Source organism: Mesorhizobium sp. M5C.F.Ca.ET.164.01.1.1, assembly GCF_004792125.1.
Lineage (GTDB): Bacteria > Pseudomonadota > Alphaproteobacteria > Rhizobiales > Rhizobiaceae > Mesorhizobium > Mesorhizobium wenxiniae.
Map to the genome: position 1 here is coordinate 16,570 of NZ_SRTG01000006.1, position 26,918 is coordinate 43,487.

At 62.5% G+C, this 26,918-nt stretch carries 25 protein-coding genes and 2 pseudogenes; 20 read left to right on the plus strand and 7 right to left on the minus strand.

What is annotated here, in order from left to right:
- The 4 genes from EN807_RS25705 (at position 1) to EN807_RS25720 (ending at position 3,671) form a co-directional block, all read left to right on the plus strand.
- Entirely contained in the window at positions 1-891 is an 891-nt protein-coding gene (locus tag EN807_RS25705) for a patatin-like phospholipase family protein (RefSeq protein WP_135937189.1), read from the plus strand.
- A gap of 244 nt (positions 892-1,135) precedes the next feature.
- Positions 1,136-1,630, plus strand: a complete 495-nt coding sequence (locus tag EN807_RS37480) for a helix-turn-helix domain-containing protein (protein WP_281405220.1) — start codon at positions 1,136-1,138, stop codon at positions 1,628-1,630.
- A 126-nt stretch (positions 1,631-1,756) separates the two neighbouring features.
- Positions 1,757-3,007 (plus strand): potassium transporter TrkG, encoded by a 1,251-nt coding sequence (locus EN807_RS25715; protein WP_246684354.1) that lies wholly within the window; start codon positions 1,757-1,759, stop codon positions 3,005-3,007.
- Entirely contained in the window at positions 3,000-3,671 is a 672-nt protein-coding gene (locus EN807_RS25720) for a TrkA family potassium uptake protein (protein WP_210239999.1), read from the plus strand. The genes EN807_RS25715 and EN807_RS25720 overlap by 8 nt, the downstream gene beginning before the upstream one ends.
- A gap of 72 nt (positions 3,672-3,743) precedes the next feature.
- On the opposite strand, the gene EN807_RS25725 is transcribed toward EN807_RS25720, so the two are convergent.
- A complete protein-coding gene (locus tag EN807_RS25725) occupies positions 3,744-4,895 on the minus strand; it encodes a helix-turn-helix transcriptional regulator (RefSeq protein ID WP_189522577.1) in 1,152 nt (383 codons plus the stop codon).
- A 356-nt stretch (positions 4,896-5,251) separates the two neighbouring features.
- Here EN807_RS25725 and EN807_RS25730 point away from each other — a divergent pair, with 356 nt between their 5' ends.
- Both EN807_RS25730 and EN807_RS25735 read left to right on the plus strand, forming a co-directional pair.
- The gene (locus EN807_RS25730; protein WP_135937192.1) at positions 5,252-5,611 is read left to right on the plus strand and encodes a hypothetical protein; all 360 of its coding nucleotides are present in this window, start codon (positions 5,252-5,254) and stop codon (positions 5,609-5,611) included.
- Positions 5,612-5,716: 105 nt separating this feature from the next.
- Positions 5,717-6,124, plus strand: a complete 408-nt coding sequence (locus tag EN807_RS25735) for a c-type cytochrome (RefSeq protein WP_135937193.1) — start codon at positions 5,717-5,719, stop codon at positions 6,122-6,124.
- A gap of 20 nt (positions 6,125-6,144) precedes the next feature.
- Here EN807_RS25735 and EN807_RS25740 read toward each other — a convergent pair whose 3' ends face one another.
- Entirely contained in the window at positions 6,145-7,278 is a 1,134-nt protein-coding gene (locus tag EN807_RS25740; protein WP_135937194.1) for a CapA family protein, read from the minus strand.
- A gap of 56 nt (positions 7,279-7,334) precedes the next feature.
- On the opposite strand from EN807_RS25740, the pseudogene EN807_RS36785 reads away from it, so the two are divergent.
- Positions 7,335-7,484: pseudogene (locus EN807_RS36785) on the plus strand (LysR family transcriptional regulator); the annotation flags it as partial.
- 42 nt (positions 7,485-7,526) lie between these two features.
- Here EN807_RS36785 and EN807_RS35720 read toward each other — a convergent pair.
- Positions 7,527-7,715, minus strand: a pseudogene (locus EN807_RS35720) (MBL fold metallo-hydrolase); the annotation flags it as partial.
- A gap of 428 nt (positions 7,716-8,143) precedes the next feature.
- Here EN807_RS35720 and EN807_RS25755 point away from each other — a divergent pair.
- Positions 8,144-9,043 carry an HNH endonuclease gene (locus EN807_RS25755; protein WP_135937196.1) on the plus strand — a complete coding sequence of 300 codons (900 nt, stop codon included), beginning with the start codon at positions 8,144-8,146 and terminating at the stop codon, positions 9,041-9,043.
- A gap of 153 nt (positions 9,044-9,196) precedes the next feature.
- On the opposite strand, the gene EN807_RS25760 is transcribed toward EN807_RS25755, so the two are convergent.
- Positions 9,197-10,927: an adenylate/guanylate cyclase domain-containing protein gene (locus EN807_RS25760; RefSeq protein WP_135937197.1), complete on the minus strand. Its 1,731-nt coding sequence runs from the start codon at positions 10,925-10,927 to the stop codon at positions 9,197-9,199.
- Positions 10,928-11,391: 464 nt separating this feature from the next.
- On the opposite strand from EN807_RS25760, the gene EN807_RS25765 reads away from it, so the two are divergent.
- The 7 genes from EN807_RS25765 to EN807_RS25795 all read left to right on the plus strand — a co-directional run bounded on the left by EN807_RS25765 (position 11,392) and on the right by EN807_RS25795 (position 19,844).
- Complete coding sequence (locus tag EN807_RS25765) at positions 11,392-12,444, plus strand: LacI family DNA-binding transcriptional regulator (protein WP_135937198.1); 1,053 nt, start codon at positions 11,392-11,394, stop codon at positions 12,442-12,444.
- A gap of 71 nt (positions 12,445-12,515) precedes the next feature.
- A complete protein-coding gene (locus EN807_RS25770) occupies positions 12,516-13,757 on the plus strand; it encodes a sugar ABC transporter substrate-binding protein (RefSeq protein WP_135937199.1) in 1,242 nt (413 codons plus the stop codon).
- A gap of 373 nt (positions 13,758-14,130) precedes the next feature.
- Positions 14,131-15,057 carry a sugar ABC transporter permease gene (locus EN807_RS25775; protein ID WP_095521830.1) on the plus strand — a complete coding sequence of 309 codons (927 nt, stop codon included), beginning with the start codon at positions 14,131-14,133 and terminating at the stop codon, positions 15,055-15,057.
- The gene (locus EN807_RS25780; protein ID WP_065009682.1) at positions 15,057-15,914 is read left to right on the plus strand and encodes a carbohydrate ABC transporter permease; all 858 of its coding nucleotides are present in this window, start codon (positions 15,057-15,059) and stop codon (positions 15,912-15,914) included. The genes EN807_RS25775 and EN807_RS25780 overlap by 1 nt, the downstream gene beginning before the upstream one ends.
- A gap of 27 nt (positions 15,915-15,941) precedes the next feature.
- Positions 15,942-17,951 (plus strand): glycoside hydrolase family 127 protein, encoded by a 2,010-nt coding sequence (locus EN807_RS25785; protein WP_135937200.1) that lies wholly within the window; start codon positions 15,942-15,944, stop codon positions 17,949-17,951.
- A gap of 110 nt (positions 17,952-18,061) precedes the next feature.
- A complete protein-coding gene (locus EN807_RS25790; protein WP_135937201.1) occupies positions 18,062-19,225 on the plus strand; it encodes a hypothetical protein in 1,164 nt (387 codons plus the stop codon).
- A complete protein-coding gene (locus EN807_RS25795) occupies positions 19,212-19,844 on the plus strand; it encodes a hypothetical protein (protein ID WP_135937202.1) in 633 nt (210 codons plus the stop codon). Before EN807_RS25790 ends, EN807_RS25795 begins: the two co-directional genes overlap by 14 nt.
- On the opposite strand, the gene EN807_RS25800 is transcribed toward EN807_RS25795, so the two are convergent.
- The 3 genes from EN807_RS25800 to EN807_RS25810 are packed head-to-tail and all read right to left on the minus strand — an operon-like array spanning position 19,841 to position 22,002.
- The gene (locus EN807_RS25800) at positions 19,841-20,224 is read right to left on the minus strand and encodes a GtrA family protein (RefSeq protein WP_246684355.1); all 384 of its coding nucleotides are present in this window, start codon (positions 20,222-20,224) and stop codon (positions 19,841-19,843) included. The genes EN807_RS25795 and EN807_RS25800 overlap by 4 nt on opposite strands.
- A gap of 49 nt (positions 20,225-20,273) precedes the next feature.
- Entirely contained in the window at positions 20,274-20,966 is a 693-nt protein-coding gene (locus EN807_RS25805) for a class I SAM-dependent methyltransferase (protein WP_135937204.1), read from the minus strand.
- Complete coding sequence (locus EN807_RS25810) at positions 20,941-22,002, minus strand: glycosyltransferase family 2 protein (protein WP_246684380.1); 1,062 nt, start codon at positions 22,000-22,002, stop codon at positions 20,941-20,943. Before EN807_RS25810 ends, EN807_RS25805 begins: the two co-directional genes overlap by 26 nt.
- Positions 22,003-22,352: 350 nt before the next feature.
- On the opposite strand from EN807_RS25810, the gene EN807_RS25815 reads away from it, so the two are divergent.
- The 5 genes from EN807_RS25815 (at position 22,353) to waaA (ending at position 26,918) form a co-directional block, all read left to right on the plus strand.
- Entirely contained in the window at positions 22,353-23,696 is a 1,344-nt protein-coding gene (locus tag EN807_RS25815) for a TldD/PmbA family protein (RefSeq protein ID WP_135937206.1), read from the plus strand.
- Positions 23,683-24,489, plus strand: coding sequence for a 3'(2'),5'-bisphosphate nucleotidase CysQ (locus EN807_RS25820; protein WP_135937207.1), 807 nt, complete (start codon positions 23,683-23,685; stop codon positions 24,487-24,489). Before EN807_RS25815 ends, EN807_RS25820 begins: the two co-directional genes overlap by 14 nt.
- Positions 24,490-24,565: 76 nt before the next feature.
- A complete protein-coding gene (locus EN807_RS25825) occupies positions 24,566-24,811 on the plus strand; it encodes a DUF4170 domain-containing protein (protein ID WP_029354097.1) in 246 nt (81 codons plus the stop codon).
- A 5-nt stretch (positions 24,812-24,816) separates the two neighbouring features.
- Positions 24,817-25,605, plus strand: coding sequence for a lysophospholipid acyltransferase family protein (locus tag EN807_RS25830; protein WP_135937208.1), 789 nt, complete (start codon positions 24,817-24,819; stop codon positions 25,603-25,605).
- Positions 25,602-26,918 carry a lipid IV(A) 3-deoxy-D-manno-octulosonic acid transferase gene (gene waaA, locus EN807_RS25835; protein WP_135937209.1) on the plus strand — a complete coding sequence of 439 codons (1,317 nt, stop codon included), beginning with the start codon at positions 25,602-25,604 and terminating at the stop codon, positions 26,916-26,918. The genes EN807_RS25830 and waaA overlap by 4 nt, the downstream gene beginning before the upstream one ends.

Here is a 26,918-nt window from a genome sequence, read left to right on the forward strand (position 1 = left end):
ATGAGCCCGAGCTTCGGCATCGCCTTCGGCGGCGGCGGCGCGCGCGGGCTGGCGCATATCCATGTCATTGAGGCGCTGGACGAGCTGGGTATCAGGCCGGTCGCGATATCAGGCTCATCGATCGGCGCCATCATGGGCGCCGGCATGGCTTCGGGCATGGCCGGCAGCGACATTCACGACTATATGCGCTCGATCCTCGGCCGCCGCGCCGAGGTGGCGGCGCGCATGTGGCGGGCGCGGCCAGGCACCTTTGCCGAGGCGCTGCAGGGCGGGCTGCGTGTCACCCAGTTCAATGTCGAGCGCATCCTCAAGGCATTCATGCCGGACGCCATACCCGAAAGCTTCGCCGAGCTGAAAATACCGCTGAAGGTGACGGCCACGGATTTCTTCGGCCATAAGCTCGCCGTGCTTAGCGACGGCGACCTGCATTCGGCGCTTGCCGCCTCTGCGGCTATTCCCGCGGTATTCCGCCCGGTGATGCGCGACGGCAAGCTGCTGATCGACGGCGGCATCTACAATCCGGTGCCGTTCGATCTGATCGAGCACGACGCCGACATCATCATCGCCGTCGACGTCGTTGGCGCGCCGACCAAAAGCGGGCGCAAATACCCGACCTCCGTCGATCTGATGTTCGGCGCCACGCAATTGATGATGCAGTCGATCATCGCCGCCAAGCTGAGGCAATGCCAGCCGGACATACTGGTCAGGCCGGCGGTGTCGAAATACCGCGTGCTCGATTTCATGAAGATCGACGCCTTGATGGCCGAAACGGTGGCGATCAAAGACGAGCTGAAACGGGAGATCGAGAAGGCGGTGGAGGCGCGGGCCAAGGTCGACACGGGCAAGCGCACCAAGCAGGTGGGTGGGTTGGGCGTGGTGCGGAAAGTCTGACGCCTGGTGGCATCAAACGAACGAGCGCAAGCGTTTGAACATCTGGAACATCCTCACTCCGAAAAGCCCAGCAGACCCTTTCGCGATATGACTATTCCGCTGCCGCCTGAACCGTTCGCAGGTCGATTGAACGGTTGAGGATTAGCGCCCCGGCATGGCTTTCACACGCTGTCCGTGGCTGTTGCTGCACATCCGGGCAGATCGCCGCCAGCCCCTCCATCGTGAGCGCGTCGGGTATTCTGGTGTGGCTGACGCAAATCGCGCCGTCGGCACCCCAAGCCGCCTCGAACGACATATCAGGCGCGGCCTCGTCCTGTTGAATGCCCTTGCGATCGTAGATGACGATCGGCGTTCCGTTGCGGATATGACCGACGCCATCGCCGCCGACGGCGTGGCCATTCCGCTGACGCCGATGGAGCTCGATCTGGTGGCGGCCTTCGCCACCCGGGCCGGCCAGGTCATTGGTCGCGACGAATTGCTCGATCTGGCGCCGCCCAGGGGCGACGAGCCGTTCGACCGCAGCATCGACAGCCGCATCACCCGGCTGCGCCGCCGGCTCGAAAAGGACGCGGCCAAGCCGGAACTGATCAAGACGATCCGGGGCGTGGGATACCTGTTCCAAGGCGGTGACTGTATCCCTGGTGTCGCGAGACTTTGGCGCCGCTATCCTTGCGTTTTGGCGGGCGCCGGGCGATTGAGCCGCTTCGAGGGTGGACCAACGTCGGGCGGTGTGCTGTAGAGCGGTGGCTTCACCTCGTTCAGGGGCAAACAACAAGGGTGGCGTTTGCGACGATCGATACAGCATCCCGTTCGACTGGTGCCATTGGCTTTCCTGTTTGTCATCCTTGCGGGCACGGCATTGCTGATGCTGCCGATCTCCCGTGCGGACCCGGGAGGCGCCCCACTGCTGACAGCCTTGTTCACGGCCGCCTCGGCCGTCTGCGTTACCGGGCTGATCGTTCAGGATACACCCACTTACTGGTCCGGATTCGGCCAAGGTGTCATTCTTGTGCTTTTCCAGATCGGCGGCTTCGGCATCATGACCGGCGCGACGCTGCTGGGGCTCCTGGTTACTCGGAAGCTGAAACTCAGCCGCCGCCTGGTCGCTCAGGCCGAGACGAAAAGCCTTTTACTCGGCGATGTCGCTGCAATCCTGCGGCTTATCCTGCTGGTCACGGTGACCATCGAAATGCTGACCACCGCGGTGCTTGCCTGGCGCTTGCGCTACGCTTACGACTACGGGTGGAGCGATGCTCTCTGGCACGGCTTTTTTCAGGCGGTCTCCGCCTTCAACAATGCGGGCTTCTCCACCTATTCCGACAATCTCTCCGGTTTCGCGCTCGACCCAGCCGTGCTCATTCCGATCATGACCGCCGTCGTGATCGGCGGCCTGGGATTTCCCGTGATTTTTGAACTTCGCTATGGAATGCGTCACCCCGCACGATGGTCGATCCACACCAAGATCACGCTCTTCGGGACCGCTTTCCTGCTGATTGCTGGCCTGGTCGCGACGGCTGCGTACGAATGGAGCAATCCGGCGACACTCGGCCTTTTCGAATGGCCCGGAAAGCTGCTGAACGCCGGCACGCACTCGGTGATGGCGCGAACCGCGGGCTTTAACAGCATCGATATCGCAGGCATGCGGATCGAGACGCTGGCGGTCACCTACGCCTTGATGCTGATTGGGGGCGGCAGCGCCGGCACGGCGGGCGGGATCAAGGTCACCACCTTCTTCCTTCTGGGCTTTGTGGTCTGGGCTGAGATCCGCGGCCAGACGGATTCAACCGCATTCCGTCGCCGCATCGGTTCGGCTGTCCAGCGCCAGGCGCTGACGATCGTCTTGCTGGCGGTCGGAGCGGTCGGCGGCGGGGTGCTTATCCTCCTCAGCGTGACGAGCTTCGCGCTCCAGGATGTGCTGTTCGAGGTGATATCAGCGTTCGGGACCGTCGGCCTTTCCACCGGGATCACCGCAGATTTGCCTCCTGCCGGGCAACTGGTCATCATTGTACTGATGTTCGTCGGACGCGTCGGCACGATCACCATCGCGAGCGCGCTCGCGCTGCGAGAACGCAATGAACCTTTCCGCTATCCAGAGGAGCGACCAATCGTTGGCTAAAAGCAGCACATCCCAAGGTGACGGCGTCGTCGTCATAGGCCTCGGCCGCTTCGGCGGCGCCGTTGCCCAGTCGCTGGTCCGCCTCGGTCACGATGTTCTGGCCATCGACGAGAGCGCTGAACTCGTCCAGAGCTGGGCAAGCCAGCTCACCCATGTGGTGGAGGCCGACAGCTCCAATGCCGATGTCCTGCGGCGTCTCGGCGTGCAGGATTTCCGCCATGTCGTGGTCGGGATTGGGACTGACATCGAAGCCAGCGTCTTGACCGTTCTGGCGCTCGCCGAGCTGGGTGTGCCCGATATCTGGGCGAAGGCCGTGAATACGAACCACGGTCGTATCCTGGAGCGGACGGGCGCAAACCACGTCGTCTATCCGGAGGCCGCTATGGGCGAGCGTGTGGCGCATCTCGTAACCGGCAAGATGATCGACTTCATCGAATTCGACGACGGCTTCGCCATCGTGAAGACGAGGGCGCCGCGAGAGGCTGTCGGCAAGACGCTGGCGGAGTCCGCCGTGAGGAGCAAGTACGGCGTCACCGTCGTCGGCGTGAAACGGCCGCGAACCGACTTCACCTACGCCACTCCGGAAACCGTCATAGAGCTCGGCGATCTGCTGATCGTGTCCGGCCCGACAAAACTGGTGGAAAAGTTCGCCGCTATCGCCTGACGGAAATGGTCCTGGTGGTCCGCGGGATGACGAGCGGCGGCGGGCCGCCAACGCCCGGCAGGATGAGTGTGATCAGGGACCAGGCTGCCCCGCGGGCGGAACGATCTGCATGACAAGGCGCATCAGATCGGCCTGACGGGAGGCGCCGGTCTTCTGGAAGATATTGTCGAGATGCGTCTTGGCGGTCGCGTTGGCAATATGAAGGCTGGCGGCGGTCTCGGCCAGGGTGTGCCCGGCCACAAGGCTGGCGAGCACACGGGTTTCGGCCAGCGTAAGCCCAAAGGCTCTCGCCAGCATTCCGGCGGCGTCGTGCTCGTCCGGTGCATTGCCGATGAACACCGCGGCTACCGCCGCGGGTTCCATGCCGGCGCGCAGGTCGCCGCCGGCCATCGGCAGCACGCGGGCGAAGACGGGCGGCAGGCCGGATTCGGTGAGGAGGACGGCAAGCCCTGTCTTGCCGATGCTGACCTCATCCTGAGCCGCAAGCATGATGGCGCTGTGAAGCTCCCTGGAAGCCGACGGGATCTTCGCTTGCAGAATGCCCCGGACATCCTGGATCGGGCCGCCGCTGCGCAGCATGTGCTTGGCCGAGCGGTTGGCGTGCAGGACGGCGCCACGTTCATTGGTGAGGACCACGGCGCATGTGAGCGCATCGAGCGCCTCGGCCATTCCTGCGCGCTCGACAGTGCCGATGTCCAGCATGTTGCTGATTATCACCGAACGGCGCACATGCGGCAGCAACAGTCTGCCAAGCTTGATTTCGCGCTCGGTGATAATGCCTTGCCGCTTGTGTCGGGCAACGGCGAAGCCGGCAAGACGGGTAGGGGTGTGGATCAGGAAGAACGACATGACGTCGACCAGGCCTTGCGGCTTCAGGCACTCCTGAAAATATCGGGAGGTCTCCAGGTAGGTTTGAGGGATATGGCGTGAGACCACATGCGGCATATCGAGCGAAGGCCATGTCGAGAGATCCTCGAGCAGCCGGGCGTGGATCTCGGGGATATATTTTGCCTGTTGCTCCAGCCAGTATGGTTCTATTCCCACGGTCCTGTAGATCAGCAGCCGGTCGTTGGCGAGATCGTCAAGGTGCAGGACCGCAGTCTGGGCATCGAGCGCATCCCTGATCCCAGCCAGCGCGTGCTCCCATCGCCCCGGGTCGAGTGCGCAATCGTAGATCGAGCCGATCAGCTTCGACAGGTCATGATGCGACAATGCCTTGGCCATCGACGCCCCCCGCATGTCGACAGCGCGTCCGACGCGGAAAGCAGCGCGCTCTCGCAGGTGCTCTCGCCTCTCCATATTTTAGCGAGCGCTTAAATTCCAATTATCTCCCCCAAACAGGGGATGCGCAAGCACCCGGGCGGTGGAATACTGGCGCCCCAGAAGACAAGGTCACACTTAACTGTGATAACCAGTGCGGTTCAGCGCGTTCCTGGCTCGCGGGCCTTCGCCACTGTGATGCAGCCGGGGGGACTAATCAAGAATTCTGCCTGCGTGCGCCGACTATCACGGCGCGCGACCGCCTATTGCTGAAACGTTAAGCCGGGCTCGGCTCGGACAATTCGGGATGGAGCAGCATTATGTACAGATACATTGCTTTCGCAGCACTTTGCATGGCGGCGATGCCCGCGCATGCCGACGAGCTTGGCGCCATGAAGGCTGAAAGCATCGATCTCGCCGGCTTCCTTGGTGTCGTCTATTATACGCCTCAGGAGGACGGCTATCGGGTGGTCACCACCATCGCGCAGGGCGAGGCAGGCTTGCCAGTGCGTTTCGTGGCGACACTGACCGAGAACCAGATAGTCGCGGTCTCCGTGCCGGGCAAGCTGGGAGAGTCGGACCAGATCATCGAGATATCCCGTGTCGGCGGCAAGCTTGTCGTCAGCCCACAACCGATAGACGGGATCGTGGTTTCTTCTCCGAAGCCCGCCGTCGACTGATGACCGCCGTCGAGTGATCCAAGGTCGAGTGATCCAAGGTCGAGTGATCCGGGGGCATGCGCGTTGCGACGGCGCTGGATGAGCCTGCAACGTGGGCGACAGACGATGTCCCTGTGGCTCGTCCTCCCGTCTGTCGTCATCTTTTCCGTTGTCGCCGGCTTCGCCGCGTCTTCGCAAGCTGAGCTGGCTTCAGGCAAGTTCTACGAAATTGTCGGCGGCAAGGTCGATGCGCGGACCTATAACGGCTTCCGTCGCTACCATGGCAGCTGCAACCACTGCCATGGTCCCGACGGGATGGGCTCGACGTTCGCCTCGGCACTTGTCGACCGGCTGCCCGGCATCGAGGTCTTCCGGCGCAGCGTTCGCGACGGCGTGCGCAGCGGCCCTTCGGTGATGAAGGGCTTCGCCGACGACCCCAACGTCGCTCCTTACATCGACGACATCTACGCCTATCTGCAGGCCCGCGCCGACGGTGCGCTTGGCCGAGGACGGCCAGAGCGGCTTGAACGCTAGAGTATCGCAGGCTGCCAGCTTCACCAAAGGACAGTGAGACGGTTATCGAGCGCCACATGAGTGCCGAAGGGCGAGCTCTCTCGCTCAAGCACGGCCGCGAGCCAGGCGACATCTTGGGGCGAGGCGCGGTTTAGCCGGAATTTGCGGAGCTCGAACGGCACCAACTCGAGCGAAAGAAGCCTGCCCTCAGGCATCGCGAGCCGCGGCAGGTACATCAGCGCAAGCCCACCGCGAAAGATCTTGTAGCCTGTGATTCCCTCATAGTCGGTGAGGAAGTCGCCGCATCCGTAAAGGATCAGCCGGCCGTCATGGATTTCGATCGGCTTGGGATGGTGGGAGGAGTGCCCATGCACGACGTCGAAACCTGCAACATCGATGAGAGCATGGGCAAGCGCTCGTTCTTCCGTGGGGACTTCGTAGCCCCAGTTGCCGCCCCAGTGGGTCGAGGCCACTGCGAGGTCGCCAGGCTGCTTCATGGCCTCGACGGATCGGGCGATCTGTGCGATCGACCGGGCCGAGGCCAGCAGGTTGACCCCTGGCTTGTAGGTTCCGGCTGCCCATGAAGCTTCAACGCCGCTGGTCTCGAGCGCGAAGCCAAAGACGAGCACGCGGCCTCCGCCGGTCAGTTCGATTACGGCAGGCGCCGCCGCCTCATCCGCGTCAAGCCCGGCCCCGGCATAGGCGAGGCCGGCGTGCCGGAGCGTATCGAGGGTCTCGACGAGGCCAGGCTCACCCCAGTCGAGCACATGGTTGTTGGCGAGCACGCAGCAGCTTACCCGCGCCGCCGCCAGGCAGCCGATGTTTGCGGGGTTCATTTTGTAATTGATCCCCTTGGGCGCCGAAGCCAGGCTGGTGGTGATGCTGGTCTCGAGATTGATGATCCGCGCGTCGGGCGCTTCACGGTCCAGTTCCGCGAGCGCATCGCCCCACACATACGCATCGTCGACCTTTCTCGGGATCGGGCCGTTGATGCGTTCGGCAAGCTCGACATAGGTCGTCGCCGATTTGACATAGCGCTCGTAGAGGTGCGGATCGCCTGGATTGGCGAGGATCTGGTCGATGCCGCGCCCGAGCATCACGTCGCCGCACAGGAACAGCTTTACGCTGCCTCGGACGGGTCGTTCGGCGGCGGCATTGTTTGCGATCTGCGGCATCGGTTCTGGATCTCCTCCGTGCAACACCCCAGTGACGCCGAAGTTCCAGCAGGGCAATCACTCGAGGTTTGATCGATGCCGGCTCCTTCACGCGGGCTGCCGAGCGGCTGGGCATCACCAAGGCGGTCGTCAGCTAGCAGGTGGCGCGGCTGGAGCGCGATGTCGGAACGACCCTGCTGATCCGCACAACGCGGCGCGTCCATCCGATACACGCTCTACCCCGTCGCGCGCTTCCGCCCGCCCAAGGTGAAGCGGGCTTCCATGGCGGCCTTGAGCGAGGCCGCGTCCTTGGACTTTGCCAGTTCTTCCTCGAAGGCGATGAGATAGGTTTTGGTGTGCTCGACGCCCGAGAGGTCGGTGGCGGCCTGCGCCGTCATGTGGCCCGGCACGACGATTTCAGGCTTGGCGGCCGCGATCTTTTTGAGATTGGCGAGCCAGTCGAGCGCCTTTAGGCTGGTCGAGGCGACATATTTCGGCAGCGCGTTGAACCGCTCGGCAAAAATCTCATGGGTCGTGCGCCCCAAAAGCATGGCGCCGCTGTCGGCAAGCTCGTCCTCCTTGAACCTTTGCTTTTCATCGTTCCACATCACGCCGGGCAGCTTCTCGACCCCGGCGATGCCATCGACGCTGATGAATTCGGTGACGACAAGCTTTCGCATGGCGCTCTCCTTCTGTCAGAGGACGACCGGCGCGGGGCTTCTACGACACGCTCCGTGAAAATAGCGCGGTCGCTTTGTAGAGGCGTTCCCTATCAAAGGACCGATACCATGGGGAAAAGCTCCTCCGACCTGGACTAAGTTCCCAAGATCGGATTGGTGTTACATCTGAGGCAGATATTCCCAAAGAACGCATTTGCAGGAAGATCATGGGATTCGGGGTCTTCATTCACCGCTCAGATTCGATCTACAATGACCGCCCAGCAGAGCAATATCAGTTTCCTCGCCCGTACCTGCGCCGCGTCGAAGCATGCGTCGGCGACTGGATCATTTACTACGAGCCTAGCAAGGTAAACGATACCCGTGGCTATTACGCCGTAGCCAAAGTCCAACAGATCATTCCCGATCCTGTGACGCCTGACATGTATCTCGCTCTGATTGAGCCAGGAACCTATCTCGATTTCGTCAATCCTGTGCCATTTAACGGAACGGATGGTCTCGTTGAACGAAGCTTGCTCAACGACCAAGGACGGATTTCCGGTCGCGCCCAATCGGCGGTCCGCCCAATCAGTCCGGCCGATTTCAACCGCATTATTGATCTGGGCCTGGACACGAATGAGTTGCTGCTGCCGCGCGTTGATGGGGTCGGCACATCTACTGGTTTTCAGGATGAGCAGGCGCCATTCGAATTCGAGCAGAGCCGTGATCGCGTAAACTACATCGGATCGCGAATTGTGCGGGACCGCATTTTCCGTCGCATCGTCTTGCGCGCCTATGATGAGCGGTGCGCGATCACGGGACTGAAGCTGATAAATGGCGGCGGCCGAGCAGAGGTTTCTGCCGCCCATATTCGACCGGTCGAAGCGAACGGGCCTGATGTCATCAACAATGGGATCGCACTATCCGGTACGGCGCACTGGATGTTTGATCGCGGATTGATCAGCCTATCCGATGAGTTGGAAATCCTGATCTCGCGACAGGTCAATGACCTCGATAGCGTGCAGGCATTCATAAATAAGACTCGCCGCGCACTTCCGCCGGGCCGACGGTTTGAACGCCCGCATCCTCGTTTCTTGCGGTGGCACCGCGACCACTGCTTCAAGCAGTGAAGCACCGCCGGCGGGCGGCGTGTTGGTAGGTGAGTGGAACGGCCGCCTCTGACCCTAAGCCGCCCGTCGTTCGGTCATGCCACAAGTCCGCATCGGGTGGGGGGCGATCTTTTTTGCCTGTCCCGATTTGATCCGGTTCGTAGTTGCGGCTGGCTACAGGTCGGCAATACCGGCTTTCAGCAGTCCTTCGCGGACGTGCTGCACATCAGACTCCTGGGCATAGTGCAGGGTGGCGATAAATGGATCGAGGTCGAATTGGGGATCGAGCGTTCTGATCTTGCCTAGATGTGCCGCGGCCGCGATTTCGTCGCCGAGCCAGCCGTAGCAGGCAGCGGCGAAAGCGTGCTGAACCGAGTCCATGGTTGACAGATGCATGAAAGCTTCGATCGCTTTGCCATACTGGCGCGCCGCGAAATGCGCCTTCCCCAGATGGCTCCAGAACCGCTCCGGGTGGTGCGGGTTCAACTGCATTGCCTTGCGGATCCATTCAATTCCCTCTTCCGGCCTCCCCAGCCACGTCAATAACTCGCCTTGCTGCACCACCACGAGGTCGTAATTGGGATTGAGGGCGAGGGCGCGCTCTTGATGGTAGCGCGCTGTGGTCAGCTCATTGTTGTTCACGTTCACTGCGGCGAGGATGCGGTGGACATCGGCATCGTTGTCGTCCAGCGCCAGCGCCCTGTCCAGCGCTGCCATGATGTCGTTCCAGACGCCATCCCTGTCTTCGCACCAGTTATGGACCCAGGCCTGGCCGAGGATGCAGGCCCGCCAGGCATGGGCATGAGCATAATCGGGGTCGAGCGCGACGGCCCTGCCTATCAAGGTTTGCGCGCGTTCATTATCCGCAATCGTGCTTCGGTGATGCAGTACCTTGGCAGCAAGCACACATTCATAGGCGGCCATGTTTGCAGGTTTCGCCCGCGCGAGCTGGTCTCGCTGAGCCGCCTCGACACGACCGGGCAGCGTGGCTGCGATCGCCGCGGTCACCTCATCCTGAATCGCGAATATGTCGTCCAGCTTCCGGTCATATTTGTCTGCCCAAATATGAGCGTCATTCGTCGTGTCGATGAGCTGAACCGTCACGCGCACCCTGTCGCCGATCTTGCGGACGCTTCCCTCCACCAGGTATTGGACTTCGAGTTTCTCGGCCACCTCGCGCACATTCACGGCGCGGTTCTTGTAGACGAAGGCGGAATTGCGCGAGATGACGAACAGCTCATGGTGGCGGGACAGTTCGGTGATGATGTCCTCGGTCAGTCCGTCCGCGAAAAATTCCTGCTCGGAGTCGCCGCTCATGTTGTTGAATGGCAGCACCACTATCGAAGGTTTCGAGATGGATCGCTTTGCCTCGACTTCCGGCAGGACAGGACTGTCAAGCCCAATGCGATAGAGGCGAACCGGGCGGCTGATGTTCTTTAGCGTCTTCTCGCCCAGGTCCTCCATGGCAATTTCGAGACGGTCGGCAATTTGGGTCGCCACCGCTGCGGTCACGCAGATACCGCCGACGTCGGCGAGTTGCTCGATGCGCGAGGCAATATTGACGCCGTCGCCGAAAATGTCCTCATCTTCGAAAATGATGTCGCCGAGATTTATGCCGATCCTGAATTCGATACGCCGTTCTTGCGGCACATCCGAATTGCGCCGTTTCATGCGCTGTTGGATTTCCACGGCGCATTTCACGGCATCGGTCACGCTCTGGAACTCAACGAGCATGCCGTCTCCCGTGGTCTTGATGATCCGGCCCTTGTTCTTCGCGATGGCGGGATCGACCAGTTCTATGCGATGGGTCCGAAGGCGTGCGAGCGTGCCGGATTCGTCGGCCTCCATTAGCCGACTGTAGCCCGCCATATCGGCAGCCAGAATTGCGGCTAGTCTCTGTTCCATCGCTTGAACCAAAAACCAAGCCTATCCTTCTTGGGGAGCCAAATCCAGCAATTTGGGCTGGTGGCTGAATCAAGAAGTCTTCCTACCGCAGCAGCAAGAAAGGGCGGATCAGAACCTTCTGCCTTTCCGCCAGGTGGCTGCGAACTCGATCGCATCAATGGCGGGAGGGATCCGCGCGGCGTCAGACCGGAAACGTCCGCTATGAACACGAGTTGGGACCATAGTGGCTGCACTCGCTGACCTCTGCAAATGGCGCAAAGCGACGTAGATCTCGGCACCTGGCACGAAAATCTTAGACACGCTCAAAACCGAAGCTGTTCCTCTTGCCATCTAGGCATCCTTCCCCTAATCTCTCTGAGAAAACCTTTTCCCAAATCGCCCGCATCCGCTGACCTCACCAGTCAGCGCCTCGCAGGACGATAAGAGAAAACCTTTTTCCAACTAAGGGATTCGCCGCGCACATCATGGCTTCCGACGCCCAGCCAGTCTTCGCCAAGCCCGTCACGCTCCGAGAGGTAGCCGCCCTTGCCGGCGTCAGCGTCGCCACGGCCTCAAAAGCGCTGAACGGGCAGGGGCGGATGACCGCCGAGACGCGCGAGCGGATTCGCGAGACGGCACAGCGGCTTGGCTTTCGCCCGAACAGCCTGGCCCAGAGCCTGTTGCGGCGGCGCTCCTTCACCGTCGGGCTGTTGACCAACGACACCTATGGCCGCTTTTCGCTGCCGGTCATGTCGGGCATTTCGGATGCGCTGGTCGACAAGGGCGTCTCGGTGTTTCTCTGCAATGTCGAGGACGACAAGCGCCTCGGCCAGCTCCATGTCGACGCCATGCTCGACAAGCGCGTCGACGGCATCATCGCCACCGGCAAACGCATCGACCGCCATCTGCCGGTCGATCTGTCTAATCTCGGCGTTCCCACGATCTATGCTTTCACCCAGCCCGATCCTGGCGCCATCGCCTTTGTGTCTGATGATGCCGGCGGCGCGCGCCTGGCGGTCGAGCATTTTTGGCGGCTCGGGCGGCGGCGCATCGCCCATGTCACCGGGCCGGCGAGTTTTGCGGTGGTGCACGCGCGGGCACAGGCCTATCGTGACGTGCTGACCGAGAAAGACTTGCCGGTCATGGAACCATTGCTCGGATCGTGGTCGGAAGCATGGGGTCACGAGGCGGTGAAGAAGCTCTTCGACGGTGTGCGGTCGAAGAGTGGGGACGAAAAACCCGATGCCGTCTTTTGCGGCAACGACCAGATCGCGCGCGGCGTCATCGACGCGCTGCGCGAGCGTGGGCTGGATGTGCCGGACGATGTCGGCGTCATCGGTTTCGACAATTGGCAGATCGTAGCCGAGGCAACCCGCCCGCCGCTGACCTCCGTCGACATGAACCTGGCGGCACTCGGGCGCGAGGCCGGCCTCACCTTGCTTTCGCTCGTCGGCGGCGAACCCGCCGAGCCGGGCATCCGAAAACTGCCGTGCCGGCTGGTGGTGCGTCAGTCATGCGGCCGTCTGCCGGACGGCTGAGGCCAAGATAACGCGCGGGGAGCGCGGCCGCAGGAAAGAACCATGAGGAGAAAAACATGAGGAGGAGAACCATGAAGACCATAATTGCCGGGTTCGCGCTTGCCGCGAGCCTGTTTGCCTTCCCAGCCGCAGCCGCCGAGACCGCCAATATCTGGGTTCGGGCCGACGGCTCGAACTTCATGCCGCGCATCGTCGACGCCTTCAACAAGGGGCATGAGAGCCAGATCAAGCTGGACATCATCCCTAATGCCGAGATCATTCCGAAATACGGCGCGGCCGCCGCCGGCGGCACAGCACCCGATGCGCTGTCGCTCGACCTGATCTACACGCCGTCCTTCGCTGCCGCCGGCCAGTTGGAAGACATCACCGACTGGGCGAAATCCCTGCCTTATTTCGACAGCCTGTCGCCGGCGCACGTCAAGACCGGCACCTACAAGGGGCGCATCTACGGGCTGCCGTTCTCCGCCGATAGTTCGGTGCTGATCTGGAACAAGAAGCTGTTCAAGCAGGCCGGTCTCGACCCTGAAAAGGGCCCGACCAACTGGGCCGAGATCGAAGCCTATGCCGAGAAAGTCAACGCGCTCGGCGGCGACACTAGGGGATTCTATTTCTCCGGCAATTGCGGCGGCTGCAACATCTTCACCTTCACGCCGCTGATCTGGGCCTCGGGCGGCGACATCCTCACCGAGGACGGCTCGAAGGCGACGCTCGACAGCCCGCAGCTGCGCGGCGCCATCGACCTCTACCGCTCGATGGTCAAGAAGGACCTGGTGCCGGCAGGCGCGCAGACCGACACCGGCTCCAACTTCTTTGCGGCGTTTGCCGCCGGCAATATCGGCATCTCACCGTCCGGCGCGTTCGCCATCGGCGCGCTGAACACGCAATACCCAGACATCGACTATGGCGTCACCTTCCTGCCGGGCAAGGATGGCGGCTGGTCGTCGTTCGCCGGCGGCGACAATTTCGTCGTCACCAAGGGCACCACCAAGATCGCGGTGGTGAAGGAGTTCCTCGATTTCGCCTATTCGCTCGAAGGCCAGACCATCCTGGCGAAATATGGCAGCCTTCCGGTGCGCGGCGACATCGCCAATGAGGCGCTGAAGGAGCTCGACCCGCGCTACAAGGTCGCCGCAGAGGCGATGGCCAAGGGCCGCACGCCCTATTCGGTGGTGTTCAACGACCTGATCAACTCCGCCAACGGTCCGTGGAACCAGATGGTCAACGAGGTCTTCTTCGGCGAAGACGTCGATGGCGCCATCGCCAATGCGCAGGAAACCATGCAGTCGATCATCGACTCGGCGCCGCAACAGTAGGCGTTACCTCCCCTCGAGGGGAGGTCGGACCGCAGGTCCGGGTGGGGTCGTTGCGGCAGTGCTCGACGTTCTTTTGCGTCGGCGCGGGTCGGAGGCGATCCCACCCCCGGCCTTCGGCCGGACCCTCCCCTCAAGGGGGACGCAGCGTTAACAGCAGGGCTATCGCGTTGAGAAAAGACCCCCTCATCCGGCCGCTTCGCGGCCACCTTCTCCCCGCTGGGGAGAAGAGGCTGGCGCCAACGCTGGCGACCTCCTCTCCACTCGGGGAGAGGAGGTCGGATTGCCCCGAATTGCCCTTTGCAATTCGGTTAGCGATCCGGGTGAGGGGGTCTTTTCCCGTTGCGGTTGCCCTGAACCCAGTGAGCGGCCAGGCATGACCTCCATCGCAGCAATTTCCACCCCAGCGCGTCGCCGCAAACTGGTCGGCGCCGGCCGTCGGCAGTGGATCGGCCTGCTCTACGTCGCGCCGGCCGTCGCCCTTGTCGTCGTCTTCTTCATCATCCCGCTTTGCATGACGGCGTGGATGTCGCTGCACAACTGGCCGCTGATGGGCGCGCACAGCTTCATTGGCCTCGACAATTACTGGGCGATCCTGCGCGACACCAGGTTCTGGAACGCACTCAAATTCACCGGCTACTACACGGTGGTGGTGACGATCGCGATCTTCGCCGTCGCCTTTCCGCTGGCGCTTTTCATCGAAAGGCCGCGGCCGCTGACCGGCTTCTACCGGACGTCCTTCTTCATGCCGGCGGTCATCGGCTTCGCCTCGGCCAGCCTGCTCTGGTCTTGGCTTCTCAATGTCGATTCCGGCCTGTTCAGCCCGGCCGCCTTCGAACTCGGCCTGACCGAGAAGAAGGTCAATCTGCTGGCGACGTTCCAGCCGGCCTTCTGGTCGATCATCGCCATGGTCGTCTGGAAGGTGGCGGGCTTCACCATGATCATCCTGATGACCGGCCTGCAATCCATCCCGCCGGATCTGCAGGAGGCGGCGATGATCGACGGGGCAGGGCCGCTGGCGCGGTTTCGCGCCATCACTCTGCCGTTGATGCGCCGCACCCTGGCGCTGGCGCTGATCCTGTCGGTTGCCGGTTCGGTGCTCGCCTTCGACCAGTTCTACATCATCCTGCGCGGCGGGCCGCGCAACCAGACGCTGACTGCCGTCTACTGGATTTTCAATCAGTCGTTCGTGTCGTTCAAGCTCGGCTACGGCGCCGCATTGTCGATGATCCTGCTGATCATCCTGGTCGCGCTCAGCCTGATCCAGCTGCGGCTGCTGCGCCAACCGGAGGGCGTTGACTGATGGCGCAGGCAAGGAGCCGCAGAACCCGCATCGGCATGCAGATCGCCGAGCACTCGACGGGCATCATCGCCTCATTGCTGTTCCTGGCGCCGATCGTCTGGACCGTGCTTTCGGCGTTCAAGCCGGCGCAGGAGTCGCGTCAGCCGCCGCTGCCGCCCTGGCCGACGACGGGTTTTTCGGTCGAGAATTACGCCACGCTCAACACTTTCGGCGATGGCCTCTGGCTGCCGGCGCAAAACAGCATCTATGTCTCTGTCATGACGGTGGTGCTGTCGGTGATCGTCAGCGTGCTGGCCGGCTACGGTTTCTCGCGCTTCCGCTTTCCGCTGAAGAACCTGCTCTTCGTCGTCATCCTGTCGACGATCATGATCCCGTTCCAGTCGATCCTGACGCCGATCTTCCTGGTGCTGACCAAGATCGGCCTGCACAACACGCTGACCGGGCTGGTCTGCGTCTATGTCACGCTGCAGCTGCCGTTCTCGATCTTCATGATGCGCAACGCCTTCGACGCGGTGCCGCGCGAGATCGAGGAAGCCGCCCGCATGGACGGCGCCAACAATGTCACCATGCTGCTGAGGGTGATGCTGCCGCTGGTCTGGCCGGGCATCGTCACCATCGCGCTGTTCGCATTCCTCGGCGCCTGGAACGAATTCCTGGCGGCGCTGGTGCTGATGACGGACCAGTCCAAATTCACGCTGCCGATCATGATGACGGCGCTGCAGTCCGGCCGCTTCGGCGCCATCGACTGGGGCGCGGTGCAGGCCGGCGTCACCGTGATGATGGTGCCATGCCTGGTGCTCTTCCTGTTGCTGCAGCGCTTCTACATCCGCGGCCTCATGGCAGGGGCCGTGAAGTGACCAATCGAATCGAACCGGAGTAAATTGATGACCGCATCGCAATCCGTCAGTCAGGGCACTACGCCGGGCCAAACCGGCAAGTTGGGCAAGCCAAAACTCGCCTTCCGTCCGCTGCCCGTGCCGCAGGTCGATGTGCGCGGCTTCTGGGGCGACCGTGTCGATGCCGTCGCGACCAGGACCGCCGATATCCTCTATGACCGCTGCGTCGAGGCGCGCATGCTGGAGCAGATCGACCCTGACCGGCCGTCGCCCGGCGTCGTCATTCCGTTCCACTCACCCTCGCCGGACGAGGCAGCCACCGCCGGCAACGAGTTCACGGGATCTACGGTGACGACCCAGATGTTCTGGGACAGCGATTGGGGCAAAACCATCGAGACCGCGGCCTACTCGCTCTATCGCCGCCGCAATGACGAGCTGGAGCAGAAGATCGACGCCGTCATCGACATGTACGGCAAGCTGCAGCAGCCCGACGGTTATCTGTCGAGCTGGTACCAGCGCATCCAGCCCGGCTTGCGCTGGACCAACCTGCGCGATTGCCACGAGCTTTATTGCGCCGGCCACCTGATCGAAGGTGCGGTCGCCTATTACCAGGCGACGGGAAAGCGCAAGCTGCTCGACATCATGTGCCGCTATGTCGACCATATCGCCGAGACGTTCGGTCCCGAGCCCGGCAAGAAGAAGGGTTATTGCGGCCACGAGGAGATCGAGCTGGCGCTGGTCAAGCTCGCGCGGGTCACAGGCCAGCAGAAATACATGGACCTCGCAAAATACTTCATCGACCAGCGCGGGCAGCAGCCGCATTATTTCGACGAGGAGGCGCGTGCCCGCGGCGTGGACCCCAGAGCGTATCATTTCAAGACCTACGAATACAGCCAGTCGCACAAGCCGGTGCGCGATCAGGACAAGGTCGTCGGCCATGCGGTCAGAGCGATGTATCTCTATTCGGGCATGGCCGACGTCGCGACCGAGTATGGCGACGACACGCTGCGGGTGGCGCTCGACCGGCTGTGGGACGATCTCACGACCAAGAACCTCTACATCACCGGTGGCATTGGACCATCGTCGCACAATGAGGGTTTTACCGCCGACTACGACCTGCCCAATGACACCGCCTATGCCGAGACCTGCGCTTCGGTCGGATTGGTGTTCTGGGCGAGCCGCATGCTCGGCATGGGTCCGAATGCCCGCTATGCCGACATGATGGAGCGAGCTCTCTACAACGGTTCGATCTCGGGCCTGTCGCTCGACGGCTCGCTGTTCTTCTATGAAAATCCGCTGGAAAGCCGGGGGGAGCACAACCGCTGGAAATGGCATCGCTGCCCGTGCTGCCCGCCCAATATCGGGCGCATGGTGGCTTCGATCGGCAGCTATTTCTACAGTCTGTCGGACGATGCACTCGCCGTCCATCTCTATGGAAACAGCACGGCTCGTTTCGATATCGCGGGGACGCAGATAGAGCTGACCCAGGCCAGCATTTATCCATGGGACGGCGCGGTGTCGATCGGCGTCGAACCCGAGGCGCCGACCGAGTTTACCTTGCACCTGCGCCTGCCAGCCTGGTGCCGCAAGGCGGCGCTCAAGGTGAACGGGGAGGCAGTCGATCTGGAGGATGTAATCAACGACGGCTACGCCGCAATCCGCCGCGAATGGCGCAAGGGCGATCAAGTCGAGCTAGATCTCGAAATGGCCGTCAACCGTCTCTACGCCAATTCGGAGGTGCGGCAGGATATCGGCCGCGTCGCGCTTGCCCGCGGCCCGCTGATCTATTGCGTCGAGGAGACCGACAATGCCAGCCAACTGCACCGCATCGCCTTGCCAAGGACGGCAAACATCGAGGCGCGTGAGCAGCCCAACCTTTTGGGGGGCATCGTCACGCTCTCGGCCGTCGCCAAAAAAGAGGCCTCTGAAAACTGGAAAGACGGGCTCTACCGCACCGAACCACCGGCGGTGGAGGAGACGAAAGTTACCGCCGTTCCCTATTTTGCCTGGGACAACCGCGATCCCGGCGAGATGCTCGTCTGGCTGAGAGACTCGTGATCCGGGGACGAAGATGATGCCGCCGACGAAAGGAATGTCTTGAATTTGCCCCGGCGGCGCTAATTTAAAGGGGAGAGTGGCGCCAGCCACTCGAATGGGTGGAGGCAGAGTTGGCGCTCGAAGATGTCGCGCGTGCGAGCGCTGGCGCTCGCGCCATGTTCCTGTCCGCCGCAGCGGTGCCGTTGCTGTTTGTGATCAGCGGACTGGCTATTCGCTATGCAGCATTTGCTTCTGTGTCGGAGGAAACAGGTTTCGAGGCTTATGCCCGTGCGCTCTGCCGCTGGGATTGCGCCTGGTATATCGGCATCAGCGAACAAGGTTACGAGCGCTTTCCCATTCCAGACCACAGCAATGTCGGTCGCTGGGGCTTCTTCCCGCTCTACCCGATGCTGGTCGCGGCGATCCGGTCTGTTTTCCCTTTCCCTACGATACTGATCGCGACGATCACATCGATTGCGTGCAGCTACGCCGCCTGTCTGGTGGCATGGCCGCTGCTGGACAAGAACATGCGCGCTTATGTGCTGTATTGCGCTTTTCTGCTGAGCGGCCCGTTCTCCTTTCACTTCACGACCTTCCTGAGCGAACCTCTTTTCGTGCTCCTGACCTCGTGCGTTTTTCTGGCGCTCAAGCGCTCCAGCTATCTCGCCGCGGGTGTATCATCCGCGCTGCTGTCGGCGACCAGGCTCGTCGGGGTCTTCGTCGTATTTGCGACCGTGATTCAAATATTCAGGGAGCACCGCGAGCAGGGCGGGTCGACGCTGTCTTTCCCGCGCTGGGTGCTTGGCCGGCCGGATCTGCTGGTCGCTGTCCTCATCTCGCCTGCCGGTTTGTTCGCTTACATCCTGTTTCTTTACCTTACTGTCGGGGACGGCTTTGCGTTCTTGCACATCCAGCGGGCCTTCGGACGCGTGGCCGGCAATCCGCTGGTCTTTCTATGGGACGGGCTCTCAGCTGTTCCGACCATCGGATGGGTGCCCACGGCGCCGCAATGGAGCGCGCTGGCCGCGATCACCGGATTGGCGCTGTCGGCCGTTCTGGCGGCTCGCAGGCAATATGGCGCGGCACTCTTCTGCGCGCTCTGCATCATCCTGCCGCTGATCACCAACCTGGCCTCGATGGTCAGATACGTCATTGGGCTTGCGCCTGTGACAATGATGCTCGTCGTCCTGTTGTCGGCGTCGAGGCTCATTTGGCTCGCAGCTTTGGTTCTCTTCCTCGGCGCCTGTTATTTCATGACTGTGGCGTGGATCGGAGGCTACCTTGCCTTGGTCTGACACTCTGGGGCGTTACAGACGCGCCGCCTCGCTCGGCGGCTACGCGCTCGCGGCGGTTCTGGCCGGGTCCGAGATCGTCATCCTTGCGCTTGCTCTCAATCCAAACGTCAATGCCGATTATCGCGCCTATTACATCGATCGGACGACGACCTGCCTCAATCGCGATGCCGTCGGCAGCTACACACTTGGTCAGACGGTATCGTTCCGGAACGACGGCGCTAAGCAGGCAGCCGGCATAAAGGTCTGCGGCTGGTCGGGACCCGTCGCCGACGGCACCCATTCCCTGGGCGAGACCTCGCGGCTCCGCGTGAAGATACCGCCGCTGCGCGACGAGCTGACAGCCACGCTGCAGATGGCCGCCGTCATTCGTCCTCCACAGATCACGCAGAGGGTTGTGATCTCGGTGAACGGTGTTCGGGCGCATGCGGTGACGCTGTCGGGCAAAGAACCCCGAACGGTCTCGTTCGTCATTCCATCGGCGCCGCTCGGTAAGGCCGATACACTCGAAATTGCCTTCGATTATCTCGACGGCATTCCGCCAACTCCGGCCGCCAGCAACATCTATAAGCGCTCCATCAAGCTGGTGTCGTTCCGGCTGGATGACATTGAGGTGGATTAGGTAGAGCGGTTGCCTTGCTGGCCGGGTCTTCGCTGCGCAAAAACCCAACGGTCGAGCATGAGCAGATTGACCGCGGGAATAAGCAGGCACGTAACCAGAATTGCAATGATGGGCGGCAGGCCGAGTTTTGCCGTCAAAAGCGCCGCCGCCAAGTAGGCCACGGCGAAGCCTGTCGCCGTCAGCAGGACAAAGCGCGCAGCTTCCGATCGGTGCGATCCGCTCGACATGAAGGTTACTGATTTGTGGGCGAAATACGAAAACACGGCAGCCGCGGCGTAAGCCGCAAGCGACGCCTGGACAGGCGAGAAGCCGATCCATTCCGATTTGACCAAAGCGATAGCCAAGACGGCGTACAGGATCGTCGCGGCGATGCCGACCAACCCGAAGCGCGCCAGCAGCTTCAGCCCGGCGCCGGCGGTCGAATGGTCCTCAGACATGCGCACTGCACGCATACTGGGCTCCGAGCGGTAGCGGCGCGAGCAGGCGCTCGAGTCTTCTGGCAAAAGGCCTGGCCGACGGCAGCAGCAGGAAGTGCTCGGATCGGATATCCCTGAATCCCGTCTTCTGAAAGAGGGACATTGCTTTGGCTGCGTTGAGCAGGACCGCGTCCTGGTCGAACGGACACCGGAACACCGCAAGACGCGTCAGCAGGTTATAGGGATTGTGCTCGATGATGCAGGCGACGCCGCCGGGCCGCACGACGCGCCGCATCTCCCGGAAGAAATCGAGCCAGGAGACGGGCGGAACGTGATGAACGACGCAACTGGCGAACGCCAGATCGAACGCGCCGTCCTCGTAAGGTAGGCTCGGCGTGGTACAGGCGCGGTAGGTCACACGTGGATTGTCCTGGCCGGCTCGCAGGATCGATTGTTCCGAGACGTCGCAGCCATCCAGGCGCTCGAAGACGCCTTCGAGATAAGGGTGGAGCGACCCGACGCCGCAGCCGACATCCAGCGCCCGCACACCCGCGCCCCCCTGTCGTAGCTTTCGCTCGACCACGAGACGCCGCAGCAGGTCGGCTTTGGCGATCAGAAAGAAGTCGTGCTTCAGCCCGGAAAACCGGATGGATCCTTCTACCAAGTCGCCATAATCGGATTTATAGCTGTCGAAGAGTTCGGCCATCAGCCGAGGCTCCGTTCCTGGGTTTTCGAAACGATCGACGGCTCTCTCCAGAGGCGGCGGTGGCACGCATCGCGTTATCGAAGCCGGTGACTCGGTCAATCACGTAAAGCGGACGGCGTTTGACCTCGGCGTGGATGCCGCCGACATAAAGCCCGACCACGCCGGTCATGAAAAGATTGATGCCGCACAAAAGCGACACGATCACCACCGTGGATGTCCAGCCAGCTATGATGCCGGTTTCGAAAATCCAGGCGAAAATGGCGTAAGCGCCGAACACTACCGCAAGCGCCGAAATTGCCAATCCGCCCCACAGCGCCAGGCGCAGCGGTTTCTCGGAGAAGCTGACGATGCCGTGTACGGCAAGGTGCATCATCTTCCAGAATGGGTATTTGGTCTGGCCCAGGGGCCGCGCCGGGCGTTCGAAAGGCACCGCCGTCTGCTTGAACCCCATCCAGGCGAACATGCCCCGGACGAAGCGGTCGTGTTCGGGCATTTGCTTGAAGGTTTCCAACGCCTTGCGTCCGACCAGGCGAAAATCGCCGACGTCTCGCGGGATGTCGACCGACGTCATTTTCTCCAGCAGACGATAGAAGAGGCTGGCCGTGATGCGCTTGAACCAGGATTCGCCCTCACGTCTGACACGGCGGGCATAGACGATCTCGAAACCTTCCTTCCATTTCGCCACCAGATCGAGAACCACCTCCGGCGGGTCTTGCAAGTCGGCATCCATGACGATGACGGCATCGCCCGCAGCCGCGTCCATGCCGGCGGTGATCGCGACCTGGTGGCCGAAATTGCGGGAGAGTTCGATCAGCCGGAAGCGCGGCTCGACAGCGAGCACGTTTCGAAGATATTCGACGCTTCCATCGAGGCTTCCGTCATCGACGAAAATGGCCTCTGTTTCTCCGTCCAACCGGCCAACCAGCCAACTGATCCGCTCGATCAGCCGAGGCAGCACCTGTTCTTCATTGTATATGGGAAGGACCAGCGAGTAGCGCGGTGGCGATACGGTCACCGCAGTCCTGATGTTTTGGATCACAGAGTCTCGCATGCAATTGAAACTGGAAGGCAAGCTACAAAGTTCCAAGGTTACATAAGAAATCGCTAAATTTAGCGGTTTCGGGCAGGTGCCGATCGTGAGTGGAAAGGACAAGGGCGTTACCGCAATCGCACGTCCGTATGTGGTCGGAGCACGGCGTCAAAGGGCCATCGGCCAGTCCGAAATCGCTGCGAAGCAGCCTTTGAGGACCCGCTCCGATCATGCCGCTTAAAGCCGAGTGTCTGCTGGCCGATCTATCCTGCTTGCCACTTCTGCCATTGCACAAGCCACATCGGAACAATAGATGGTGCGGAGCGGCCGCCCCGGCGGAAAACAGGACTATGCACATGACCGATACGCTGGACTCAGCGAAATTGACCGACCGCGTCGCGGCCCTGGTCGAGGCTGCCAAACGGGCCGGCGCCGACGCCGCCGACGCGGTTGCGGTGCGCGGCCGTTCGACCGGCGTGTCGGTGCGGCTTGGCAAGGTCGAGGGCACTGAGGCGTCCGAGAGCGAGGATGTTTCGCTACGCGTCTTCGTCGGCAAGCGCGTGGCGAGCGTCTCGGCAACCGCTGCCTCCGACCCGAAAGCGCTAGCCGAGCGCGCCGTGGCGATGGCGAAAGTCTCGCCGGAAGATCCCTATCAGGGCCTCGCCGATCCGTCCTTGCTGGTCAAGAAGCCGCGCGACCTCGATCTGTTCGATCCGACGGAAGTCTCGGCCGACCAGTTGAAGGAAGCGGCGCTGGCCGCGGAAGCGGCGGCCCTTGCCGTCAAGGGAGTTACCAATTCAGCCGGCAGCGGCGCCAGCGCCGGGCTTGGCGGGCTGGTGCTCGCCACCTCGCACGGCTTTGTCGGCCACTACGTCGCGTCGCGCTTTTCGCGCTCGACCAGCGTGATCGCCGGTGAGGGCACCGGCATGGAACGCGACTATGAATTCTCCTCGCGCCAGCATTTCTCCGACCTGGACGCGCCCGAGGACATCGGTCGCAAGGCCGGCGAACGCGCCGCGCGGCGCATCGGCGCGCGCAAGGCAGCGACCGGGCCGGTCGATGTGGTGTTCGACCCGCGCGTCGCCCGCGGCATTGCCGGTCATCTCGCCGGCGCCATCAACGGCGCGTCCGTCGCGCGCAAGACCAGCTTTCTGCGCGACATGATGGGCAAGCAGGTGGCGGCGGCCGCGATCACCGTCACCGACGAGCCGCTCCGGCTGCGCGGCCAGGCGTCGCGTCCGTTCGACGGTGAAGGCATCGAGGGCGAAAAGCTGCTCATGGTTGAGAGGGGCGTTTTGAACCACTGGTTCCTCTCAACCTCGGCCGCGCGGGAATTGGGGCTGACCACCAACGGGCGCGGTTCGCGCAACGGCTCCTCCGTCTCGCCGTCATCAACCAACCTCGCTATCGAGCCGGGCGAGCGGACGCCCGAAGACCTCATCAAGTCGCTCAAATCAGGCTTTTACGTCACCGAAGTGTTCGGCCAGGGCGTCGACATGGTGACTGGCGAGTACAGCCGCGGCGCTTCCGGCATCTGGATCGAAAATGGCGAGCTCGCCTATCCGGTTGCGGAAGTGACCATCGCCTCGAACCTGAAGTCCATGTTCCTCAACATGGTTCCGGCGAGCGATCTCGATCGAAATTTCGGCACCGCCGCACCAACGCTTCTGATCGAAGGCATGACCCTTGCCGGAGCTTGACCAGGTCACTTCCGCCGGGGCTCGCGAGGATCTGCCACTGCTGCGCGACGCCGCCCGCGAGGCGGGCGCCATCGCCATGCGCTATTTCGGCAACAATCCGCAGGTGTGGATGAAGGGCGGCACCTCGCCGGTGAGCGAGGCCGATCACGCCGCCGACGCGTATCTGCGCGAAACCTTGCTTGCAGCGCGGCCGGACTATGGCTGGCTGTCGGAGGAGACGGCCGACGATCCGGCAAGGCTTGCCGCCCGCCGCACCTTCGTCGTCGATCCGATCGACGGCACGCGCGGCTTCCTCGAAGGCCTTCGCTCCTGGTGCGTCAGCGTCGCGGTGGTCGAAGACGGTCGCACCCTTGTCGGCGTTCTCGAATGTCCCGCCACCGAGGAGACCTATTGGGCGCTGCCCGGTGAGGGGGCGTTCCTGAATGGCGGTCGCATTGCCGTGCGCCGCCCGGCAGCAATGGTCGAAATCGGCGGGCCGAAGCCATTGATAGGGCTGATGCCGGCGGAATGGCAGGGCCGGCTGAGCCGCGTGCCCTATATTCCCTCGCTCGCATACCGGCTGGCGATGGTCGCCAGTGGCAGGCTCGACGCGACCTTCGTCAAACCCAACGCCCATGACTGGGACATCGCCGCGGCGGATCTCATCCTGCGCGAGGCCGGCGGCGCATTGCTCGACCAGAATGGCCGCGCACCGCGCTATGCCGGCGAAGTGATCCACCACGGCGCGCTGGTTGCTGGCAGCGGCGAACTGCTCGCCGTGCTCTCGGGCATCATCGCAGGGCTGGACGGTTGAACATATCATCAATGGTTCCAAAGTCGGCGGCTTTGGTCTAGACCTGTCACAAACTCACGATATGTGAAGGACCGACATGACCGCGGAAGACGGAAAGAAGCAGCTTTTGCACCTGGTGTTCGGAGGCGAACTGAAGACGCTGGGCGGGACAGAATTCCGTGATCTCGACGCGCTCGACATCGTCGGCATCTATCCGGATTATCAATCCGCGCAAACGGCGTGGAAAGCCAAGGCCCAAGCCAGCGTGGATAACGCCCACATGCGTTATTTCGTCGTTCACCTGCACCGGTTGCTCGACCCCGACAACAAGGCCGCCGGTTGACATTGATGGATCATGAAGCCGTGAAAGGGCCGACCACGAGGTCCGCGGCAAGGGGGCGCCGCGGTGGCACCTCGAAGACGTTCTGGCGCAAAATACGCGAACCGCTGGCGCAATCGCGATTCATCAAGAACGCCATCGCCAGCCTATTTGCGCAGTTCGTTCGCATCATCCGCCTGACCAACCGTGTCGTCGACGGGTCGGCGCAGATATCGGGCGGCGCCCACTCGCAGTTCGAACCCATCATCATCGCGCTATGGCACGGCCAGCATCTTCTGACTCCGGCCTACTATCCCAAAGGACGGCCGCTGGTCGCCATGGTGTCGCGTAGTGCCGATGCCGAGCTCAACGCACTGATGATCGAGAAATTCGGCATCGAGGCGGTGCGCGGCTCGGGCGGACGCGAAAGCTCGAAGCATCGCGACAAGGGCGGCGCCAAAGCGCTGATTGCCCTGAAAAAGTCACTCGCCACCGGCAAGAACGTCGCCATGATCGCTGACATTCCGCATGGCACGCCGCGCGATGCGGGGCTTGGTATCGTTCTCCTGGCGCGGCTTTCGGGCCGACCGATCCTGCCCGCCGCCATCGCCACCAGCCGCCGCAAGGTGCTGGAACGCAGCTGGGACAAGACCACGATCAATCTACCGTTCGGGCGCTCCTCGATCGTCGTTGGAGCGCCGGTGTTCGTTCCGGCCAATGCGGATGAGGCCGAAATGGAACGCAAGCGCCAGGAGGTCACGGCCGCGCTCAACGCCGCGACCGCCGAGGCCTATCGCCTCGTGGATGGCTCAAAATGAGCGAGCGCTGGGCGCGCACTTTCCTGACGGCGTATCGTTTCGCAGGCGCAGTTGCCTACCCGCTGATCGGACCCTATGTCGCCTGGCGCACCTCCAGGGGCAAGGAGGACCGAATTCGCCGGCGCGAACGCTATGGCATCGCCGGGCGCGAGCGCCCCGAGGGACCGGTGATCTGGATCCACGCGGCGAGCGTCGGCGAGACAATCGCCGTCGTGCCGCTGGTCGAGAGCATCCTCGACTACGGCGTCAACATCGTGCTGACGACGGGGACTGTCACCTCCGCTCAGGTTGCCGACGAACGGCTCGGCGACCGTATCATCCACCAATATGTGCCGCTCGACCTCAAACCGGCGGTCAGCCGCTTCCTCGACCATTGGCGGCCGGATCTGGCGATCATCGCCGAATCGGAGATCTGGCCGATGACCATCCTGGAGCTCGGCGCGCGCCGTGTGCCGCAGGTGCTGGTCAACGGCAGGCTGTCGGACCGTTCGTTCAAATCCTGGAAGAAACGCGCCAACATCGCCGAGGCGCTGTTCGAGAATCTCGCCCATGTTGTTGCCCAGTCGGATGTCGACGGCGAGCGCTTCCTCTCGCTCGGCGCCCGGCCGGTCACCGTATCCGGCAATCTCAAGGTCGACACCACGCCGCCGCCGGCCGATGAAAGGGCGCTGTACACGCTGAAGCGCCAGATCGGCGCCCGCCCGACCTGGGCGGCGATCTCGACCCATGACGGCGAGGAGGTGGTCGCTGCCGAGGTTCACGCGATGCTGCACAAGCGTCACCACGGTCTTTTGACGATCGTCGTGCCGCGCCATCCCGATCGCGCCGAAGCGCTTGCCGCGCAGATTTCCGGCATGGGCCTGAAAGTCGCTCGGCGCAGCAAGGGCGACCGGATCATCGCCGATACCGACATTCTGCTGGGCGACACGATGGGCGAGATGGGGCTTTATCTCCGGCTGACAGAAATCGCCTTCGTTGGTCGTTCGCTCACCTCGGAGGGCGGCCAGAACCCGCTGGAGCCGGCCATGCTCGACACGGCGGTGCTGGCCGGCCGCAATGTCCAGAATTTTCGCGAGACCTATCAGCGCCTGCTCGACAGCGGCGGCGCCAAGCTGGTGCGCGACCGCGACATGCTGGCCGGTGCCGTCAATTTCCTGTTGAGCAACGAGGTGGCTCGCCATGAGATGATGGCGGCCGGCGCGGCGACCGTCGACGAGATGCGCGGCGCGCTGGCGCTCACGTTGAAGTCGCTCGAACCCTACATTCAGCCGTTGGTCGTCAAGTCGCGCCTCAAGGGCGCCAACGGCCGCTAA